The organism is Acinetobacter sp. 102, assembly GCF_037028485.1.
Classification (GTDB): domain Bacteria; phylum Pseudomonadota; class Gammaproteobacteria; order Pseudomonadales; family Moraxellaceae; genus Acinetobacter; species Acinetobacter higginsii.
Genome location: NZ_JAZEZK010000008.1, coordinates 19,575 through 41,256 on the forward strand (window position 1 = coordinate 19,575; position 21,682 = coordinate 41,256).

General features: G+C 41.1%; 13 protein-coding genes. 5 read left to right on the top strand and 8 right to left on the bottom strand.

Annotated features, from left to right (window positions below; translation table 11 throughout):
* Positions 1-50: 50 nt before the first annotated feature.
* Together WA352_RS09455 and WA352_RS09460 are read right to left on the bottom strand one after the other, a co-directional pair.
* The gene (locus WA352_RS09455; protein ID WP_336142256.1) at positions 51-7,643 is read right to left on the bottom strand and encodes an ESPR-type extended signal peptide-containing protein; all 7,593 of its coding nucleotides are present in this window, start codon (positions 7,641-7,643) and stop codon (positions 51-53) included.
* A gap of 203 nt (positions 7,644-7,846) precedes the next feature.
* Positions 7,847-8,710: an ETX/MTX2 family pore-forming toxin gene (locus WA352_RS09460; RefSeq protein ID WP_336142259.1), complete on the bottom strand. Its 864-nt coding sequence runs from the start codon at positions 8,708-8,710 to the stop codon at positions 7,847-7,849.
* Between the two features lie 326 nt (positions 8,711-9,036).
* Here WA352_RS09460 and WA352_RS09465 point away from each other — a divergent pair, with 326 nt between their 5' ends.
* Both WA352_RS09465 and WA352_RS09470 read left to right on the top strand, forming a co-directional pair.
* Positions 9,037-9,720 carry a response regulator transcription factor gene (locus tag WA352_RS09465; protein WP_336142261.1) on the top strand — a complete coding sequence of 228 codons (684 nt, stop codon included), beginning with the start codon at positions 9,037-9,039 and terminating at the stop codon, positions 9,718-9,720.
* A 41-nt stretch (positions 9,721-9,761) separates the two neighbouring features.
* Complete coding sequence (locus WA352_RS09470; RefSeq protein ID WP_336142262.1) at positions 9,762-11,585, top strand: sensor histidine kinase; 1,824 nt, start codon at positions 9,762-9,764, stop codon at positions 11,583-11,585.
* 50 nt (positions 11,586-11,635) lie between these two features.
* Here the strand turns inward: WA352_RS09470 and ppk1 are convergent, their stop codons facing one another.
* Together ppk1 and mtgA are read right to left on the bottom strand one after the other, a co-directional pair.
* Positions 11,636-13,714, bottom strand: a complete 2,079-nt coding sequence (gene ppk1, locus WA352_RS09475) for a polyphosphate kinase 1 (RefSeq protein ID WP_302924368.1) — start codon at positions 13,712-13,714, stop codon at positions 11,636-11,638.
* 112 nt (positions 13,715-13,826) lie between these two features.
* Positions 13,827-14,501, bottom strand: a complete 675-nt coding sequence (gene mtgA, locus WA352_RS09480; RefSeq protein WP_302924367.1) for a monofunctional biosynthetic peptidoglycan transglycosylase — start codon at positions 14,499-14,501, stop codon at positions 13,827-13,829.
* Positions 14,502-14,573: 72 nt separating this feature from the next.
* On the opposite strand from mtgA, the gene WA352_RS09485 reads away from it, so the two are divergent.
* Complete coding sequence (locus WA352_RS09485; RefSeq protein WP_336142267.1) at positions 14,574-15,380, top strand: rhomboid family intramembrane serine protease; 807 nt, start codon at positions 14,574-14,576, stop codon at positions 15,378-15,380.
* On the opposite strand, the gene WA352_RS09490 is transcribed toward WA352_RS09485, so the two are convergent.
* Positions 15,377-17,860, bottom strand: coding sequence for an ABC transporter permease (locus WA352_RS09490; RefSeq protein ID WP_336142268.1), 2,484 nt, complete (start codon positions 17,858-17,860; stop codon positions 15,377-15,379). The genes WA352_RS09485 and WA352_RS09490 overlap by 4 nt on opposite strands.
* Positions 17,857-18,561, bottom strand: a complete 705-nt coding sequence (locus WA352_RS09495) for an ABC transporter ATP-binding protein (RefSeq protein WP_004801429.1) — start codon at positions 18,559-18,561, stop codon at positions 17,857-17,859. Before WA352_RS09495 ends, WA352_RS09490 begins: the two co-directional genes overlap by 4 nt.
* 36 nt (positions 18,562-18,597) lie before the next feature.
* On the opposite strand from WA352_RS09495, the gene WA352_RS09500 reads away from it, so the two are divergent.
* The gene (locus tag WA352_RS09500; protein WP_336142272.1) at positions 18,598-19,227 is read left to right on the top strand and encodes an arylesterase; all 630 of its coding nucleotides are present in this window, start codon (positions 18,598-18,600) and stop codon (positions 19,225-19,227) included.
* 26 nt (positions 19,228-19,253) lie between these two features.
* On the opposite strand, the gene aac(6')-I is transcribed toward WA352_RS09500, so the two are convergent.
* Both aac(6')-I and WA352_RS09510 read right to left on the bottom strand, forming a co-directional pair.
* The gene (gene aac(6')-I, locus WA352_RS09505; protein WP_336142275.1) at positions 19,254-19,694 is read right to left on the bottom strand and encodes an AAC(6')-Ighjkrstuvwx family aminoglycoside N-acetyltransferase; all 441 of its coding nucleotides are present in this window, start codon (positions 19,692-19,694) and stop codon (positions 19,254-19,256) included.
* A gap of 100 nt (positions 19,695-19,794) precedes the next feature.
* A complete protein-coding gene (locus WA352_RS09510; protein ID WP_005145019.1) occupies positions 19,795-20,409 on the bottom strand; it encodes a carbonic anhydrase in 615 nt (204 codons plus the stop codon).
* Between the two features lie 233 nt (positions 20,410-20,642).
* Between WA352_RS09510 and WA352_RS09515 the strand changes: the two genes are divergently transcribed.
* A complete protein-coding gene (locus tag WA352_RS09515) occupies positions 20,643-21,659 on the top strand; it encodes an alpha/beta fold hydrolase (RefSeq protein WP_336142277.1) in 1,017 nt (338 codons plus the stop codon).
* The last annotated feature ends 23 nt before the right edge of the window (positions 21,660-21,682 follow it).

A 21,682-nucleotide genomic window follows, 5' to 3' on the forward strand; every position in this document is an offset into this window, starting at 1 on the left:
AAAACCCACTCAAAATGAATGGGTTTTCCTTTAAGACTGCTTAAATTATTTTACCAACCAAAGCCAACACCGACACCTCCAGAGCTCTCTTCTTTGGTGAATGCACCGCCGATAGTAAGTGAGGTATTTTCGTTAATTATGCGTTGATAACCAATCGAAACGGCCTGTTCCTGTCCCTGAAAACCAGCCCCAACACCCACTCGATTTAGCCCTTTCACACTGGAAGCACTGCTTGCCATATTCATCATTGCAGCAGTCATAGCACCTTGACGATTGAAACGTTCATCCACTTTTTGGAAACGCTGTTCCGTTTCGACTCTATAATCTTGGAATGCACTATTTAGGGCATTGACCCGTTCATTGGTATAGCTATTGGCTGATTTTTCTGATGCTTTTAATTGTTGGTAATTTACCGCATCTGTGTCTTCTGTTGCATTTGCAACATGAATTACCTGACGTTCTTTACCTTTAGCTCCCAATGAAACCGTATTGTCACGATTTGACTCCGAATCATTGCCTAATATAACGGCATTTTTTGCCTCGGTATTCACATTATTACCTAACACAAAGGTTTTATCACCTTTAATGGTATTGTCATTACCAACAGCATAACTCGCATTCCCAGATACAATATTAGGGTCACCAAAAGCCCCAGAACCATTGCCTGAAACTTGATTGCCAACACCTACAGCAGTTGAACGATTACCTGTTACGACAGTATTGGCTCCTATTGCAACCGAGTTGTCGCCTGTCGCCGAAGCAGCTTGAGCATCCTTCATGCCATTCACTTGAATATACTGATTACTGGCTGTTAATTGAGTTTGTACATCTGCAATTTTACTATCGGTATATCCATTTGCAGTCTGAACCGCGGCTGTTGTTTGCTGGTCGGTATAGTCTTTCGCTCCATGCAAAGATGCAGCTGCTTTTTGATCTGTATAGCTTTTTGCATCATTCAGCACAGATGTAGTTTGCTGATCTGTATAGGCTTTACCATCAGCTGCTTTTTGGTCAGCATAGGTTTTCGCACTATTTAGAGCCGATACTGTTTGCTGATCTGTATAAGCTTTACCATCTGCCACTTTTTGATCAGCATAGATTTTTGCATCATTTAAGGTTGTAGTGGTCTGCTGATCGGTATAATTTTTTGCATTATTCAATGCTGTGGTGGTTTGTTGGTCTGTATAATTTTTTGCATCATTTAAGTTAGATACAGCTTGTTGCTCTGTATGTGTTTTTAAATCTGATACCGAGGTTTTAATTGTACCTAACTGTTGATCAACGGCGACAAAGGCATCACTCACGGTATTTTTCACTTGCCCTTGAATGCTAAAAGTTGGCGCTGTGAATACACCATTACTCCATAATGCACCGCCTCCCAATGTCTGGATAAATGCAGTATTGGTTGTATCAACACGCGTATTTAAACTTGTCACTTCATTGCCAATTCGCGTATTTAAAGTGCTAACCTCATTTGTTATACGACCATCTACAGTATGTAGTTGTCTACCTGTCACAGCATCCGTTGATGTAGCTGATAAAGTTGCATCTTTCAGATTGGTAATTTTCGTCCCAGATGTGCCTTGCAAAGTAACTGTATCTTTAGCGGCACTGTCATAAATCACTGCGCTTGCAGAAACATGACCTAAGCCATTTTGTAAGGCTGCGATATCATTGGTATTGGTTGTGACTCGACCATCAATACTAGCAACTGTCGTATCTACACCATCAATACGGGTATTTAGAGTACCAACTTCAGTTGTAACTCGACTATCCAATGTACTGACTGCTGTAGCATTTTTTCCAATCGCCGTCGTATTTTGACCAATCTTACTATCTAGAGCCGCGACTTCTGTACCAATTCGAGTATCCACACCATCAATACGGGTATTTATGGTATTGGTATTGGTAATTATTTTGCCATCTAAACCCGAAACCTCATAACCAATCCGAGTGTTTAATGTATCAACTTCATTTGTTATACGACCATCTACTGTATGTAATTGCTTACCTGTAACAGCATCCGTTGATGTAGCTGATAAAGTTGCATCTTTCAGATTGGTAATTTTCGTCCCAGATGTGCCTTGCAAAGTAACCGTATCTTTAGCGGTACTGTCATAAATCACTGCACTTGCAGAAACATTACCTAAACCATTTTGTAATGCTGCGATATCATTCGTATTGATTGCGACTCGACCATCTAGAGCACTAATGGCTGAGGCATTTTGACCAATGGCTGTTGTATTGGCTGTGATTTTACCATCTAAAGTCGCTACTTCCGTACCAATGCGGGTATCTACTCCATCAATACGTGTATTGATGGTATTCGCACTGGTTGTAATCTTTCCATCCAGAATCACAGCTTGTTGGTCTGTATAACCTTTCGACGTGGTTAAGCTTGTCGTCGCTTGTTGATCAGCATAAGATTTAGCATCGGTTAATGTATTAGATAAACCTGTGGTTAATGCTGTATTTAGATTCCCGACTTCTGTTGTCACACGCCCATCTAAAGTGCTAATAGCTGTTGTATTGGTTGTGATTTTACCGCCTAAAGTCGCTACTTCCGTACCAATGCGGGTATCTACTCCATCAATACGTGTGTTGATGGTATTCGCACTTGTTGTAATCTTTCCATCTAGAATCACAGCTTGTTGGTCTGTATAGCCTTTCGATGTGGTTAAGCTCGTCGTCGCTTGTTGATCAGCATAAGATTTAGCATCGGTTAATGTATTAGATAAACCCGTGGTTAATGCTGTATTTAGATTCCCTACTTCCGTTGTAACTCTTCCATCCAATGCTGTAATGCTATTATTAGTTGCATGCAACTGTTTACCCGTCACAGCATCTTTAGAGTTTGCATCTAAAGTTGCATCTTTCAGATTGGTAATTTTCGTCCCAGATGTGCCTTGCAAAGTAATCGTATCTTTAGCCGCACTGTCATAAATCACTGCACTTGCAGAAACATTACCTAAACCATTTTGTAAGGCAACGATATCATTGGTATTAACTGTTACTCGCCCATCAATACCAGCTATCGTTGTATCAACACCATCAATCCGCGTATTGAGTGTCCCAACTTCATTGGTCACTCGGGTATTTAATGTACCGACTTCATTAGTTACTCGAGCATTTAATGTTCCCACTTCGGTTGTGACACGACCATCGAGTGTCGCGATATCATTGGTATTAGTGCTAACTCGTCCATCAATCCCTGCAATTGTGGTATCTAGTCCATCAATACGAGTATTTAAAGTTCCCACTTCATTGCCAATACGCGTATTTAATGTACCGACTTCTGTTGTGACACGACCATCAAGTGTCGCAATATCATTAGTATTGGTGCTAACTCGTCCATCAATCCCTGTAATTGTGGTATCGACCCCATCAATTCGAGTATTTAAAGTCCCAACTTCCGTTGTGACACGACCATCAAGTGTCGCAATATCATTGGTATTGGTGCTAACACGTCCGTCAATCCCTGCAATTGTGGTATCCACCCCATCAATACGTGTATTCAGTGTTCCGACTTCATTACCAATTCGGGTATTTAAAGTGCCGACTTCCGTTGTGACACGACCATCAAGTGTCGCAATATCATTGGTATTTACTGTTACGCGCCCATCAATACCAGCTATCGTTGTATCAACACCATCAATCCGCGTATTGAGTGTCCCCACTTCATTGGTCACTCGGGTATTTAATGTACCGACTTCCGTTGTGACACGACCATCGAGTGTCGCGATATCATTGGTATTGGTGCTAACTCGTCCATCAATCCCTGCAATTGTGGTATCGACTCCATCAATTCGAGTATTTAAAGTCCCAACTTCATTGGTTACTCGGGTATTTAATGTACCGACTTCCGTTGTGACACGACCATCAAGTGTCGCGATATCATTGGTATTGGTGCTAACTCGTCCATCAATCCCTGCAATTGTGGTATCGACTCCATCAATACGAGTATTTAAAGTTCCGACTTCATTAGTCACTCGGGTATTTAATGTTCCCACTTCGGTTGTGACACGATCGTCTAGGTTTGTCACATTATTATTTGTCGCATGTAGCTGTTTTCCAGTTACTGCATCAGTTGAACTACTATCTAAAGTCGCATCCTTTAGGTTCGTAATTTGGGTACCTGTTGCGCCAGCAAGCGTAATTTTTTCTTTGTTGCTGCTCGCATCATAAAAAACAGCATCTGCGACCGTAGCTGTAAGAAGCTTCTTATTGATCGCATCATAATCATTTTGCGCATCTGCTACATTGGTGATACGTTTTTCTGCCCCAGCTTTACCAACAGAGATGGTATTGGCTTCATCGGCAATTGAGCCAGCACCTAGAGCAACACTATTATCTGCATAAGCTTTACTTTCAGCACCAATTGCTGCCGCTTTATCTCCAAATGCCGTAGATCGTGATCCCGCTGCCAATGCTTGTTCACCAACTGCGATTGCACCACCTTTTTCAACCGCCTGCATCAAGGCATTCATTTCATCTATTGTGAATGCTCTACCGCCCAAAGTCACTGGATGTGTAGGATTACTAGAGTCCAAGGCAAAATCTAAACCATCAATTTTACCAGTCATCGTGGATGAGTCCATCTCAATCACTCGACCACTCAAAACAGTTAAAGCTTGAGTCGGATCAAAACTTGATTGATCTTCCAACGCTCCACCCATCACCGAGCTACCATTACCTAAAGCTGCTCCGCCTACACCTGCCGCGCTACTACTTTTGCCAGTTACGCTATTGTAACTACCAACAGCACTACTTAATTGACCTTTTACCAAGTTATTTGAACCTAGGGCACTGCTCTTAAATCCTAAAGCTTGGTTCGCATTACCGACAGCATTACTTCCTATCCCACTAGCAAGATTGTCCGTACCTAAAGCAGCGCTCTCCATTGCTTGTGCTTTATTTTCGTGACCTAAAGCACTGCTATCTAAACCAGATGCTTCATTTTTATAACCGATTGCACTACTGCGTACCCCCATTGCCGAGTTTTGCAAACCAATAGCTGAACTGTCTACAGCTTGCGCGATATTAAAATATCCGACAGCATTACTATTGATACCCAGTGCCTTATTACTTGTACCCACTGCAGTGCTATTTTGATGTGCAGCCTGATTATCAAAGCCTAAGGCATTTGAAAAAATACCCGTTGACTCATTGTCATATCCAATACTGGTACTGTTTACGCCTGATGCCTTATTTGCCTGACCGATTGCCGTACTGGCAATTCCTGTTGCTGTGTTGTTATGCCCCACCGCTGTAGCAATATCTCCAGCAATGTTTCTGACACCTACAGCGGTACTGTGTGTTCCTGCCGAAATATTCTGATTACCAACAGCAGTACTGTTGGTACCAAAGGCAACAGATCCGCCCTGATCAATCGAATTAAGGAAGTTTTGTACTTCTTGCTGACTCACCGCTAAGCCATTGATATGCGTAATTGATGCGGTTGAAAAATCCGATGCAGTGACTGGAATACCATTAATCGCTGTAAGCTTAGTTCCATCATTGCTATAGAACGCATAGGTGAAACCTGTTGCGGCACCAATTGCAGTTGATCCTGTTTGTTGGCTTAAGTTATTGCTACCAACAGCGACACTACGCACACCATTTGCAGTATTTTGATATCCAAGCGCATTACTGCCAAAACCCGTTGCAGTATTTTGACGACCCAATGCATTACTGCTTGATGCTGATGCAACATTATAAGAACCGAAAGCATTACTATCCACGCCAGAGGAAGTATTGGCATGCCCAACGGCACTACCATAACCACCAGAGGCAATATTAGTCCGACCTAATGCATTACTGGTAGAACCAATCGCCTTATTATTTGAACCTATAGCATTACTGTTCACATCCAAAGTAATATTTTCATTACCGATTGCATTACTTGCCGCACCAATTGCAGCATTACTACCATAACGCAGCGCATTTACATAAGCTGATTTCTGTTCTTCACTCAATACCATCCCATTCACAGAAGTCAGTTTTGTTGGGTTATCTCGTAAATCAGCCCAACTTGTTGCTGTACTGACCACAGTTATGCCATCAATAGCATCCACAGTTCCTGCTGTTACAACAACACCTGGAGGGGTTCGGCCTGCTGGACTCGTTGCGCTGCCAATTGCTGTTGAGGATTGCCCCACACTGGTATTCAAATAACCAAGCGCACTACTGTTTGCTCCCCTCGCCGTATTACCATAACCAACAGCGGTCGAGTTAGTACCTAAAGTAATACCACCAACACCAAGGACACTGCTATTCTCTGCTAATGCTAAATTTCCTCCCCATTGCAATCGCTCTAAAAAGGCTTGTCGTTGCGTATCATTAACAACAGTACCATTCACATGCGTAATCGTTGCTGTTGTATTACCTGTCGCCGTCACAGGAATTCCATTGATTCCTGTAATTATGCCAAGCCCATTTGTTGTTATCTGTGTAGGTCGTAATGAAGAAATATTCGAACCAACGGCAACACTTGATTTATTCTGACTATAATTATTGACCCCAATCGAAGTTCCATAATCATTGACCGCAACGTTATCATGACCTATTGCACTACCGCCATGCATCAATGCGGTATTGTTATAACCAATTGCGACACTCGCATTCCCTCTCGCTTCGTTTGAATAACCTATCGCTGTACTCGAAGCACTCGTGACGATATTGGCAACACCAACTGCACTACTATTTGTACCGACAGCAATATTAGCGCCGTTTTTCGCTGCCTGAATAAAAGCAGCCACCTTATCTGGGGCAGCAGTTTTGGTCGTGGTAATACCGTTTATAGTAAATGAATCGATATCATCAAGGCTGGTACTGGTCGAAGTGACTAAAATTCCTGCAACTTTGGTTAAAGTCGTACCATTATTCTCCGTTGCGTGTGCAATACCCGATGTCGATCCTAATGCTGTATCACTGCTGTTATGCGCATAGTTATCCGATACTGCAATAGCCGAAAACAGGCTTTGCACCTGCCCTAAATTAACCGCATCCGTTCCTTGTGTACCTGCTGCAACATTCGTAATTTGTCGCTGTAATACGGTATTCCCGACTGAAAAACTATTCTCTCGATCTGCAATAGAATTTGCCCCTAGCGCAATACTATTTTTACCTAGCGCCTGAGCCTGATTACCCAGAGCAACGTTATTAATCCTTCTCGCTAAAGCACCAGAGCCGATTGCTACTCCATTTGATGAGGCAGCAGCACCACCAATTGCCACTGCATGATCCAGAGCCAGAGTTTGATTATTACAGTCTGCTCCAATCGATACAGCACCATCAACACCAGGACCAAAAAAACTGTCACTACTGGCAGAAGCAGTTTGAGTTATATATGTAATATCGCCAACTCCGCTCATTTCTATTGTTTTGTTACTCTGGAAACCAGGACAGGTTATGCCTTGAACAATATTTCCAGCCCAAACATTACTTCCTGTCACCATAGCAATGCTTAAAACTAGCGTTTGCAGACCAAATCCCCGAGATGTAATAGAACGAGTGGTGACAGCCTCCGAAATGCTTACCGCCCCAACGGTATTATCTGCCTTACCAGCACTTCTGGCATTTTCAGATACAACAACCATGCACCCCAGTGATTTATTCCAAATTTTTTTAAAAATGTGATTCATATCCGTACCTATATTTTTTAATCAATCGGTACAATTACAAAACATTACACTAAAACCTGTATATCACTGAAAACTGGTATTTCGATGAAATCGTCACAATTTTAAAATAAGTAATTTATTAATTTAAATCATCTTAATAATATTTTTATAATTCTAAAAATTCAAAAAAATGCCCATATATGGGCATTTTAAAAACTATCAAATTATGCTAACTCAACAAGCTCTACAAAGTTTTCCTCTTTTTCTATTAATTTCTCTACATTCCCCAAATTAACGAGATCAGTAATATCCGAAATAATAATTTTAAAATCGAATTGCTGAGAATTATCCATCATTCCTTTATCTTCGATACCACGTACGGTAAACCTTTCACTATCATTTCCAGCTAATTTTTTTGCATTAATTTGTTGAAAGGCATGTCCAATAGAAGAGATCCAATGATAATGGTTATCCACCCGACTTTCGAACCAAGTCCCAGTTGTACCCTTAAAAGCAATTAAAGCAGTGAATGGTATTAATAATCGCTGTTTAGTACAAACCAAAGAAGCTCTGTAGATCTTTCCTGCAGGTACAATGCATTTAATTGTTTGCTTGATAGTTTGAGAGCTGGATTCCGTTGTAGACTCTGTTTTTGAAGTCGCATATTGGTATTCAAAATTCACTTTTATCGTCTCTGATACATCCACAAAAACAATTCCAGCTTTTGCTTTTACTTCATACCCAAGACCAAACTTGATTGTATGGCTCTTTGTTGTCGTATGGGTTTTTGCCAAAGTACAAGTATCCGATAACTCGGTTGAAAACTCAGTGCCAATATTACTTTTAGAATTGTCAAAATCGCTATGGATAATCGTAACCTGATTTTTTTCAAGTTTTGCCTGATCTTGATGAAAAATGATTTCAACATCATCAGCATCACTCACATCCCCATATAATCCACCATCATTTTGTGCCCCCTTTTCATACCACTTACCATTGGCTGGATCTTTATTGGTATTTAATTCTTTTTTCCAAAAATCTGTTAATAACGAACGTAAATATAATTTATCTAGATGTTTAACTGACATGGTTTTTCTCCATTTATTCAAATAAGTTTTATTGAAACCATATAAGATCACATTAGAATAAATTCAAATATCACTGAAAACTGGTATTTTAAAAACAATTCTTGATTAAATTTATTTAATAATAAAAATATTTAATAGCCATATAAAATTCAAATAATAGTTAAAATAAAATATATGATCTAAAAGTAAGTAATAGAATAAAAATAGAAAAAAAAGAGGCCTGAAAAAAAACATTGTAGACATAGACCTTACAATACCTAATTTCAGTGATAGTCAAAAAATTAAATCCCCCCTATGATGACAACTGAAAACAATAATGGTTAAGGATGATTTTTGTGTCTCAGAATGAACTCACTTTACCTATGCCCGTATTTATTCTGGAAGATGATGCAATCATGCAACAGCGGCTAAAAAGAATCTTACTGGACATTGGTTATACACAAGAAGCTCTCATTTTTGCGCAAAGCCTCTATCAAGCGAAAGAGATACTTAAACAAAGCCCAATTTCATTTGCACTGGTTGATCTCGGATTACCCGATGGCAATGGCATTGATTTTATCGAAAGCCTAAGACAGCTCGATGAAAGCTCGCCCGTTCTGGTTATTTCGGCTTGGAGCACTCAGGAAACGATTTTAAAAGCAATCCAAATGGGTGCAACAGGCTATCTGTTAAAAGAACGAGATGATTTTGAAATTACCTTATCAATTCGGAGTATATTAAGAGGTGGTGCACCTATAGACCCGTTTATAGCCCAACAGATTCTGTCAAAAATTTCATTTGAACCGACAACAAAAGATATTGTAGTCGTAGAACAAAATCATTTACTTTCAGCGCGAGAATTTGAAATTTTAAAACTGGTTTCTCAAGGAATGAGTAATCGAGAAATCGCTGATTTTCTTCATTTATCAAAATATACAATCGAATGTCATATCAAACATATTTATCGAAAGCTTTCAGTGGGCAGTCGCTCCAAAGCCATCAATACAGCACGTTCATTAGGTCTTTTATAAAGTACCTCATACTGTGCTGGTCGCTTTGCTTAGCACAAGCAGTGCTGGCGAATTCATTGCCATCTATTGCAAATAGCCACTCAAGCTGTACAGCTCAAATCACCTCAATACAGGTTGCAAAAGCAAACCAACAAAGTCAGGCACCACGTGCTCAAACCGACTGGCAAACGATAACTTTGCCTGATCATTGGCATCAACGTTGGCCTGACTATACCGGTAGTGCATGGTATAAAATTGCTTGGGATTATCATTGTCCACAGCATCAATATGAACCGATTACCTTAGTGATTAATAGTATTAACATGGCTGGAGAGATTTATCTAAACGACGAACGCCTCTGGCAAGATAAATCTCTAGTTGAGCCACTGTCTCGTAGTTGGAATATGCCACGCTACTGGGATTTACTGCCCTCTACATTAAAACAAGGCTCAAATACTTTATGGATTCGGGTCGTTGGGGTTGCAACCCAAGATCCAGGCTTGGGACATGTCATCTTAGCAACACCAGAAATCGCAATTCCTCAATATGAAACCTTCATATATGAACAACGCGTTTTAAACTTTTTTAATCTTTCTTTCTCACTGATCTTGGGCCTGATTGCTTTTCTGGTCTGGCTCTTTCGTCGACAGGAAAAAGCTTTTGGTTGGTTTGCTCTAACCTCCTTCTGCTGGGTGATCATTATGAGCAACATTGCCATCATCAATCCCCCTTTTGGCTTAAATACCTTACAAATTGCACGCATCAATATCCTCATGATTTTTATGCATGCAATTTGTGGTTGTTTATATGCATGGCGTTTTGCGCATCAACGTTTTCCCCATATCGAAAGAATCTTTTTGATTGGCTTTATTGTTGTAGCTCTATCCGCTCTTTTACTCCCAGATACAGCTTTAACATGGTTTTTACTACTCACCTTTATCTGCGCTGTTTTTATTAATATCGCCAACTGTATTTCGTTCCCTTTTATTGCTTATAAAGTAAGACAAATCGAAGCCTATTTACTGGCGAGTGTTTTTGTTTTCTTCTTATTTATTGTACTGCATGACGCGTATCTGATTCTTAGCAAGTCCTCAACTAGAGCTGCTGCTGTTGCTTATACAGCGCCTTTAATGACTTTATTTATTGCGATTATTCTTGCTTTAAGGCTTGCCAAAAATGTGAAGAAAATTGAAAAATTTAATCAAACCTTGGCACAGAATATTGTTGAAGCAAGGGATGAATTGGCTGTTTCACTGAACACCCAGCATCAACTTGAATTAGAAAATGCAAAGCTACAAGAACGTTTGCAACTTGCACATGATTTACATGATGGCTTAGGTGGTTCTCTGGTTCGTTCCATGGTGACTGTCGATCAAAGCCATGTAAATCTGAGCAATCAACAATTTTTATCCATGTTAAAGTTATTACGAGATGACTTGCGTCAGGTGATTGATAGTGGCTCAAGTACTGGGGCGAAAGTACCAGATACGCCTTTGCTCTGGGGAGCTCCATTGCGTTATCGGTTTAGCCAGCTATTCGATGAACTTGATATTGCATCAAAATGGTCTTTTCCCGAATCTTGGCAAATCCAACCAAGTCCGCTCATTTGTCTGACCTTACTACGAGTCGCAGAAGAGGCATTGACGAATATTTTAAAACATAGCCAAGCAAATTCAGTGCGCTTTATCTTGTCTTTTTCAAATGATGCAAAATTAATTTTAGAGATTGAGGACAACGGAATTGGATTTAATGTTGAAGCGGTCCAAACTGCGGGAATGAGTGTCGGCCTGAGAAGTATGCAAACGCGTTTAGAACGTTTGGGTGGGACTTTAATTATTTACTCCAAGATTGGGAAAACTGCGATAAAAGCATCTCTTCCGATTTAAGCTAAATATGTTCCAACAAGTACTGTTACCTTGTTGGAACACTCAGACATTTATTTAATTGCATCAAGCAAAGTATGCTGTGCATTATGTGGTGCCTCACCTTCTACAGGTCGTGCACGATCCCATACACCATCACCCTGTAACAACCATGCTTGCTGATTATCTTTGAGATAATTCAATAAACCGAGTTGATAGATACGCTTCTTCAAGGCTGGATCTTCAATCGGGAAACAGGCTTCTACACGATTAAATAAATTGCGATCCATCCAGTCTGCACTTGAACCATAAATACGGGGGTTACCATTATTGCTGAAATAGTAAACACGGGTATGTTCCAAGAAACGACCTACAATCGAACGGACACGAATGTTTTCAGATAGATTTGGCAGGCCTGGACGTAAGCAGCAAATTGAGCGAATGATCAGGTCAACCTGTACACCTGCTTGCGATGCTTCATACAATTTATTGATTAACTGAACTTCAGTTAAAGCATTCACTTTAATAATAATTTGCGCAGGTTTGCCTTCTTTGGCATTGGCAATTTCATCATCAATATAATTAATCAGTTGTGCATGTAAGGTAAATGGTGCATGCAGTAGCTTTTTCGGCTTCGCCATTTTGCCCATACCCGTTAATTCTTGGAAAATACGATGTACGTCTTCACACAGGTCTTTGTCAGTGGTCATCAAACCATAGTCGGTATAGATACGTGCATTGGTAGCATGGTAGTTCCCTGTCCCCAAATGTACATAGCGCACCAGTTTATTATTTTCACGGCGCACCACAAGAATCATTTTGGCATGGGTTTTATAACCTACGATGCCATATACCACCACCGCACCCGCTTCTTGCAAAACGTTGGCTACTTCAATATTGGATTCTTCATCAAAACGGGCACGTAGCTCGATCACCGCTGTGACTTCTTTACCATTTCGTGCTGCTTCGGCAAGCACTTGCACGATTTCTGAATCAGCACCACTACGGTAAAGGGTCTGCTTAATTGCCAGCACTTGCGGATCACGCGCAGCTTCACGCAACAATTGAATCACAGGCGCAAATGATTCAAACGGATGGTGCAACAAAATGTCCTGCTTCTGCATGGCAGCAAAAATACTTTCCGACTTTTTAAATGCTTTTGGAATGACTGGTGTATGTGAGTCATAGCGCAAATGTGGACGTTTAAAGTTCGACAATAAACGTGCCAAATTCACTGGTCCATCAACACGATAGAGCTGCTCTTCATTTAGATCAAACTCATCCAGTAAATATTCATAAATATGCTTTGGACAATTATGTGTCACTTCCAAACGAACTGCACGACCAAAACGGCGTGAACTTAATTCACCTTTGAGCGCTTTGGCTAGATCTTCTACATCTTCATTCAAGGCTAAATCGGCATTCCGCGTGACACGGAATTGATAGCAACCCGTTGCCGTCATGCCTGGGAATAAATCAGACACGTGCTCGTGAATAATTGCAGACAACATCACATGATGTTCTTTGCCGTCGGTGAGTTCATCTGGTAAACGTACCACACGCGGCAAGGAACGTGGTGCGGGTACAACGGCAAGATCAATCTGACGGCCAAACGCATCTTTCCCTTCCAAAGTCACAATGAAGTTTAAGCTTTTGTTGACTAAGCGCGGGAATGGATGCGCAGGATCAAGACTAATTGGGGTCAGTACAGGTGCAACTTGCTCTTGGAAATACTTTTTAATCCAAGCAGATTGTGCAGGCGTTAATTCACCACGACGTAAGAAGCAAATGTCTTCTTCACGCAACTTTGGCAAAATTTGTTCATTTAAAATTCGATATTGGCGTTCAATTGCAGCATGTGTTGTTTTTGAAATTTGATCTAAAACTTGTTTAGGTGTTAATCCATCCGGTGTACGGCTTTCATTGCCTAAGGTCAGTTGCTCCATCACTCCCGCAACGCGAATTTCAAAAAATTCGTCTAAATTGCGTGAGAAAATCAGCAGGAAGTTCATCCGTTCTAAAAGGGGGTGAAGTGGGTCGACGGCCTGTTCAAGTACACGAAGGTGAAAATCGAGAATCGAAAGTTCACGATTAATATAACGATCGTTGTAACTGTATTCTATGGGCGCTGTTGTCGTCACTGCAGTATTCATACCGAACCTTGTCGCATTATCATTCATCAAGTGATGATTTAAGTATGCTGCAAAATTATGTCAATTTGGTAAAAAAGCCCAAAAATATTGGGCTTTTTTAAATTTTTTTGGATTATTGCGGAATTTGTATCGCATTCATATATTTTAAAATAACACGTTTGCGATATTGCAGCTTACGATCATTGCGGTTGTCTTGATAGTACTTTGGATTAGGCAATAATGCCGCCAAGAAAGCCGCTTGTTCTCGGCTTAAACTTTTTGAACTTTTGCCATAATAGAATTGAGCCGCTGCCTCAACCCCATAGATGTTCTGACCAAACTCGACTGAGTTCATATACACTTCTAAAATACGGCGCTTTGACCACATTCGTTCCATCATCCATGTGGCAATGGCTTCTTGCCCTTTACGGATGAATGAGCGCTGATTATAAAGAAATAAATTTTTAGCCAGCTGTTGCGAGACAGTTGATCCACCTGCGACTAGCTCGCCTTTTTCACTATTCCGTTCCAATGCAAATTGAATTCCAGCCCAGTCAAAACCATGATGATGGATAAACTTAGCATCTTCACCCGCTAATATTGCACGTTTGAAATTATCACTAATTTCATCGTAATCGCGCCATTCCTGTTTAATCGGTTTGAAGTCAGTCAAATAGTCTGCACGCATAAACATCGTCGTTTCGACCGGATGGGTACGCCACCAGACCAAACTACCAAAGATCCATAACTGAATCAGTAGAATGACGCCGATAATCAACATTACTGCGCGTGCTAAAAAGGCTTTCATTAAAGTGCATCACTCCATCGTGCAACAAATTCATGCTAAGCTATTTTTTATATCAATAACTAGCGTAAACACATGACTGAAACGACTCCACCACAAATCAATCAAAAATTGCAAATACAAACATGGTGGTTTACTGCGCTACTGATTGCAGTCAATGTCGGATTATTTGGCTGGCAGATTCTTTCAGGTGTGAATATTACCGACCCTGCCCCAGTAGATGCAATCGCTTGGGGTGCAGATTTTACCCCACTCACCTTCACAGGTGAACCTGAACGTTTATTCAGCAGCATGTTTTTCCACTTTGGCATGATCCATTTAATGCTGAATATGTGGGCACTGTATATCTTTGGCAGTGTTGCAGAACAACTCTTTGGACGAAGCTACTATATTGGTCTGTATTTTCTTGCGGGCCTCATGGGAAGTGTACTTTCAAGTTATTTAAGCATTCGTGATGGTTATGAACTGTTGCAACAGTTTGATCCTAAACTGCTTCCACATATCAGTGCTGGGGCCTCAGGCGCAGTGATGGGCATTGGTGCCGCGTTGACCGTGGTCTCATTATTTCCACCTTTGCCACAACAGCGTTTCTGGCTCGATAAAAAGTCATTACTGATGATTATGGGAATTAACCTTGTCTTTGGTTTTACCGTTTCAGGCATTAATAATGCCGCACATATCGGCGGTATGATCATGGGAGCTTTATTAGCTGCAACATGGTATTTCAGTCAAAAAACTCAAAACAAAGGTTTATTCCAGATCATCGCTTTAAGTGTCGGATTGCTGTTACTTGCTGCATTTTATTGGTATTGCACGGCCTTAAGCACAGGACTCAATCCTTTATGGCATGAAATCCTGCGCCAGAATCAGTCAACATTTTAAGACTGATTCATTTCTCTTAAACTTTGTAGCGGTGGAATATCGCATAAGTAGCTCAGGCGATAACGACCGATCAAAGTACAAATGATCATCATGCTCAGCGGTAAAATCAACCAAATCTCAGGATGCCATTGCACGGCCATTTGCATCCTGTGACTGGCAATGGCGCTAATCACTTCGGCAAACAAACACGCCACCACACCTGACAATAATCCAATAAAACCAATCTCAAGACTGAGCATACGTTTGAGTTTATTCTTAGCAACACCAAATGAACGTAATAACGCAACTTCTTTACGACGCTCATCCATCAGCACATTCAAACAGGCAATCAATACCAATACACCAGAGAAGCCAACCAATGCGGCGAGTACCGTGACAATCTGTACTAGCACATTCATCAAGCGCTTCACTTCCTCAAGAATACGTCCAACATCAATAAAGACTGTATTGGAGAATTGCTGAATCAATTGCACCATTTTCGGCTGATCGGCAGGTGGTAAATAGAAGCTGCCTAAATAACTGCCAGCATTTTCATCCATGGTTTCGGGTGAGAAGATGAAGAAAAAATTCGGACTAAAACTTTCCCATTCGACCGTACGTAAGTTCACCACCGTTGCTTCTAATGTACCTTCAGGTAAACTAAAACTGAGTTGATCGCCGATTTGAATGCCAAGCTCGTGCGCGGTTTTTTCCTCAACCGACACTTGTCCTGCTTTGCTGAAATGAGCCACGCCTTGGGTAATCACATTGTCTTTAGGATAAAGACTGGCTTGAGTCAGATTGAGCTCACGACGTAATGAGTTGTTTTGCTTGACCAATTCAGGTGCGAATGCATGTCCATTTTTACTCAGTAAACGTCCGCGAATATTGGGATACAGTGGCGTCGATTGCCAACCATTTTGCTCAATCTGTTGCTTAAACTGAGGCATATCAAACGGCGGTAAACCATAAACAAATTGGTTTGGCGTACCCACAGGCAATTGTTGTTGCCAGCGTTGCAGCAGATCCGTTCTTAATACACTTAATACCGTAATCAAGCTTAAGCCTAAAGCCAGTGCGGTGATCTGCAAAGCGGTTTGATGTGGAATTCGTACATAAGCCGCTAAAGGACGTTTCAGTTGTTTAATTGCTTTAAGTAGCAACCAAATCACCGCATACAAGATCACACAGAGCAACAAGATTGCAGTGAGCACCAACAGGCTTAATTGTAAGTTATCGCTCAGTACCAAACTAAAGATGATCAAACTGACAATCCCAATCGCGAACATTGCCACATAAGACTTCCGTGAACGCTCCTGTTGGCGAATCACCCGAATCGGTGGTGTGTTTAATAATTCCCAAATGCTTGGCAAAATAAAACCAATCAGCACCATAACACTGGTAAAAATCGCAATAGGCAAAGCATAAAGCAAATCGACAACTGCGAAGCTTAATTGCAGTTGTGGAATCAATTGCAACATCAACTGCAGTAAACCATAACCCAAAGCAATTCCAATCAAACTTCCTAACACAATCGACAAGGCACTGACGATTCCAAGCAAGGCCGTATAAGCCAATAAAATTTGTCGCTTACTCGCCCCCAAACAACGCATCAATGCAATATGATCTTGATTCTGCTGTACATAACGCTGACTGGTTAAAGCAATCGCGATACCACAGAGTAAAATGGTCAATAGATTAGCTAGCTGTAAGAAGGTATCCAGATTTTCAATCGGCTTCATTAAGCGGGTATTAGATTGACTGGCATCTCTGAGTTTCAGTGAATTTTGCTCACCTTCAAGCTGTTGATCTGCGGCCTGATCCGTACCTTGTTCATCTTTCTGAGATTGCTTAAATATGTTTTTATAGGCCTTGATTGGCTCAGGTTCACCCGCAAGCAGCAATCGATATTCAATTCGGCTTCCAACCTGAACTGCATTGGTTTTAGCAATATCGGCTTGGTGAATAATCACTGTCGGGGAGAACCCTGAAAATCCTGTCTCTTGGTTAGAATCTCGTTCAATAATGCCCGTGACCTTAAACTGACCATCGGCAATTGCCAGTGGCTCCCCCATTTTTGCATGCAATAAATCCATCGCTCGCTGACTTAACCAGACTTCTCCTGGTTGTATCGCCTGTGCTTTGGGTTGAATCAGCAACTGACCACGTAAGGGGAAATTTGCATCTACCGCTTTGACATTCACCATCACAAATTGATCTTGGGTATGTGCCATTGAGCTAAATACGGTCACAGGAGCATGCTTTAACTTCAGTTCATCTGCCTGTTGCAGCCAATTCGGCTGAATAGGGTCCTTGTCTGATAGGACTAAATCACCACCCAACATTTCAGCAGCTTGTAATGCCACCGCATTTTGGACTTGAGTATTACTAAACTTGAGTGCCGTGGTTGCACTGATTGCCAAAGACAATGCAATAATCAGCAGATATAAGCCCCCTGTACGAAAACTTTGTAAAAGTAAGGGGTTCAGGACTGAACTCATACCCCCTCCTGCAACTTGACGATTTCCTGAATTTGACCATCGGCGAGTTTGACATGGCGTTGGCAAAGTGCAGCCAAGTTCTGATCATGAGTGACCAACACTAATGTTGTACCGAGTTCTTTATTTAAATCAAATAACAGTTGTTCAACCTCTTCCGCAGTTTGCCCATCCAGATTCCCTGTGGGTTCATCTGCAAAAATGATTTTCGGCTCGGCAATCAAAGCGCGTGCAATCGCAACACGCTGCTGCTCTCCACCTGAAAGCACTTTCGGTGTTTGCTGTGCTTGTCGAATCAATCCGACCCGTTCCAACCATGCTAAGGCTTTTTGTTCTGCCTGCTTGAAATTAAAATCTGGTTGCAAACGTAACGGCAACATCACATTTTCCAATGCACTTAACTGCGGCAACAACTGAAAAGATTGAAATACAAAGCCAATATTCTCTAAACGGACACGGGCACGTTGTTCTTCAGTAAGCGTATGAACAGCTTCTCCACAGACCCATAACTCTCCCAGGCTCGGTCGATCCAATGTCGCGAGGATACCTAATAAAGTTGACTTTCCTGAACCTGAACGTCCTGTAATAGCAATTTGTTCACCTTGATAGATGTCTAAATTAATATCTTTTAAGATGCTGAGACTTTGCTGATTGATTTGAATATTTTGTGTAACTTTTTGGGCAGAGATAATCGGTTGTGGCATGATGTCACGTATCCTTTAGGACAAATTTGAAATACGATGCAAAAATCTAAAGTTATCTGGTCAGTTTCAAAAGCAGTTGGAATCATTGCCATTGCATTGCTCCCAACACTGGTTTCAGCAAAGACTATTTTAATTTTAGGTGATAGCCTGAGCGCAGGTTATGGCATCGATGTAAAGCAAGGCTGGGTTCAATTATTACAACAACGCCTAGACCAACAGTATCCGAAACAGCACAAAGTGGTCAATGCAAGTGTCAGTGGTGAAACCACCAGCGGTGCCTTAGCAAGGCTTCCGAAGTTATTACAAACCTATAAGCCTGAAATCGTGGTCATTGAGCTTGGCGGTAATGATGGATTACGTGGTCAACCGCCACAAATGATTCAAAAGAATCTCGCTCAATTGGTACAGCTAAGCCAAAAACAGAAAGCCAATGTTTTACTGTTTGGTATGAAAATACCACCGAATTATGGGACAGCCTATAGCACGGCTTTTGAAAATAATTACAAAATTGTAAGCCAGCAATATAAAGTCAAACTGTTGCCGTTCTTCCTTGAAGGTGTGGCTGGGCAGAAACATTTAATCCAGAATGATCAAATCCACCCCAACGCCAAAGCACAACCGATTATGCTGAATGTGGCCTATCCCTATATTAAAGGCGCCTTATAAGTACCTGTATTACAAGCTAAAGCCGCTTAGCCGATATTTTTCTTAAAATACACCACACGTTCAGTTTCGTGAAAACCCAGTGCTCGATGCATTGCATGACTAATCGTATTGTCAATCGCTGCATCTGAAGCGAACTCAGTACATGCAAATTGTTTCGCCCACTCCTCTACGTACTGAACCAACTGAGTCGCAATGCCTGAACGTCGATATTCAGGTAAGATATAAATCCCTTCAAGAAAAGCCACGGGTGAGGTTTGCGTACCATTCACATATTCATATCGAATCGATGCTTCTAACATTGCAATTGCTTGTTGGCTATCGGTATAAGCTAATAATTGTAAAGTATCTGTTTGTTTAAGTAGCTGATGCATTTCCAATAAATGCGCATCGTCATGATCAGGCCAGAGTAAGCTTCTTAATGCTAGCCAATCTGATAATTGTGATTCAGATATCGGCATAATATTCATAGTAAAGCTGCTCTCTGATTGAAACATCCACATTTTATCAACGATGGATATAAAGCATGAATGATAAAATAATGGCGAGTTTCTCAACTCGCCATCAGCTTTAAAAATCAAAAAAAGTTACTTCACCCGTTTCAAGCGAATATTCTGCACCGACTACAATCATTTTACCTTTTTCAATCAGGCTTTCCAGCACGGCAGAACCATGACGAAGTTGATTCACTGAAGCAAATACATTTGAACGAACTGCATGTGCAGAAAGCTTTTTCAAATCATTTTTCAATTCAGTTTGCATCAAAATTTCAACCGAAGGGCGAACACGATTCACAATCGACATTAAATTCGATGAAGGCGGGTGATCAGGGTGCATCAAGGTATCAATCGTGGCCTGAATCGCACCACAATGACTATGTCCTAATACCACCACAACTGCACAGTCATAACGTTCCGCAGCAAATTCAACACTTCCAACCTGTGAAGGTGCAACAATATTTCCTGCAACACGAATCACGAACAAGTCACCCAAACCTTGGTCAAACACCATTTCTGCGGGTACACGTGAATCAGAACAGCCTAAAACAATTGCAAAGGGATTTTGATCACTTGCCATCTCGGCACGTTCTTGGTGAGACAACAATTTTTGTTGAACTGCTTCTCCTTTTACAAAACGGGCATTACCAGCTTTTAAACGTTCTAATGCTTCTTGTGCGGTGAGCATGCGTGTATCCATTTGTGATTGAGCTAGGCAAACAGTTTAATGTGCGCCTGTTTGAAAGTCACTGACAAAAACAGAATCTCTCAATCAAACTCGCACTCTTTTCATTGAGAAAATCGTAGAAAATTGATGATTTCATTGGCAAGAATTTCCATACATCTGTAAATTATGCAAATGACTCCTGTAGCGTCTTCCCTAATAATCAATGTGTTTAAAAATAAATCAAGGACAGAACAATGAACATGAGAAATCGATTTCCCTTCCCCTTTCGTAACACCTTAAGCGCTGCGTTACTTGTATGTAGTTTCACAACAGTTGCGATGAGCACGACGCAAGCTGCGGAAATTGAGATGAGCTTTCAGAATGTTCTGCAACAAGAGCGTGCATGGGCTGGTCTGCAAACCAAGACTTTAAAAGTCGGTGATATCACATGGTCGTATAGTGAAGGTGGGCAAGCAGGAAAACCGATCGTCATTTTGATACATGGTTTAGCGGGAAGTCGCGACAACTGGAACCGTGTCGCACGTGCGCTCACAGCAAACTATCATGTGGTTATTCCAGATCTGCCAGCCAGCGGTGAAACACAAGTTCCGAAAGACTTTGATTATTCAGTTCCAAACGTGACAGAAAAATTGCGTCGTTTTGTCGAAGCAGCAAATCTCACAGGACCAGCGCATGTTGCAGGTCATTCATTGGGTGGCTCAATTGCGATGCTGTATGCAGGTCAATATCCATTTGAAACCAAAAGCCTGTTCTTGATTGATGCAGCTGGTGTTTATAAGTCTGCTACCACCCCTTACCTAAAAGATCCAAATCAGTTGAAAAACATGATTGTGAGTAAGAAAGGTGACTTTAATTTCTTAATGCAACAAGCCATGTATACACCACCTTTCATTCCTAAGGAAATTGCTCAAGCCCAAGAGAAAATGATGATTGGCCAAGTTGAACAAACTCAAAAGATGGTCGATCAAATCATTGCACTCAATAAATTATATACACCAGATTCATTTGCTTTACTTGCACGATCAATTGATGCACCAACGCTCATTTTATGGGGCAAACAAGATAAAATTATCAATGTTGAAGTTGCACCTGAGTTAAAATCACTGATGAAAAATGCGCAAGCACCTGTGATCTTGGATAATGTTGGACATATGCCAATCTTGGAAGCAGATCAATTGGTGGTTCAGCAATATTTACCATTTTTAAACAAGATTCAGGCGCAAAAACCTGCAACTGCACCATCACCATAAATTTGATGAATAATTTGAGATTT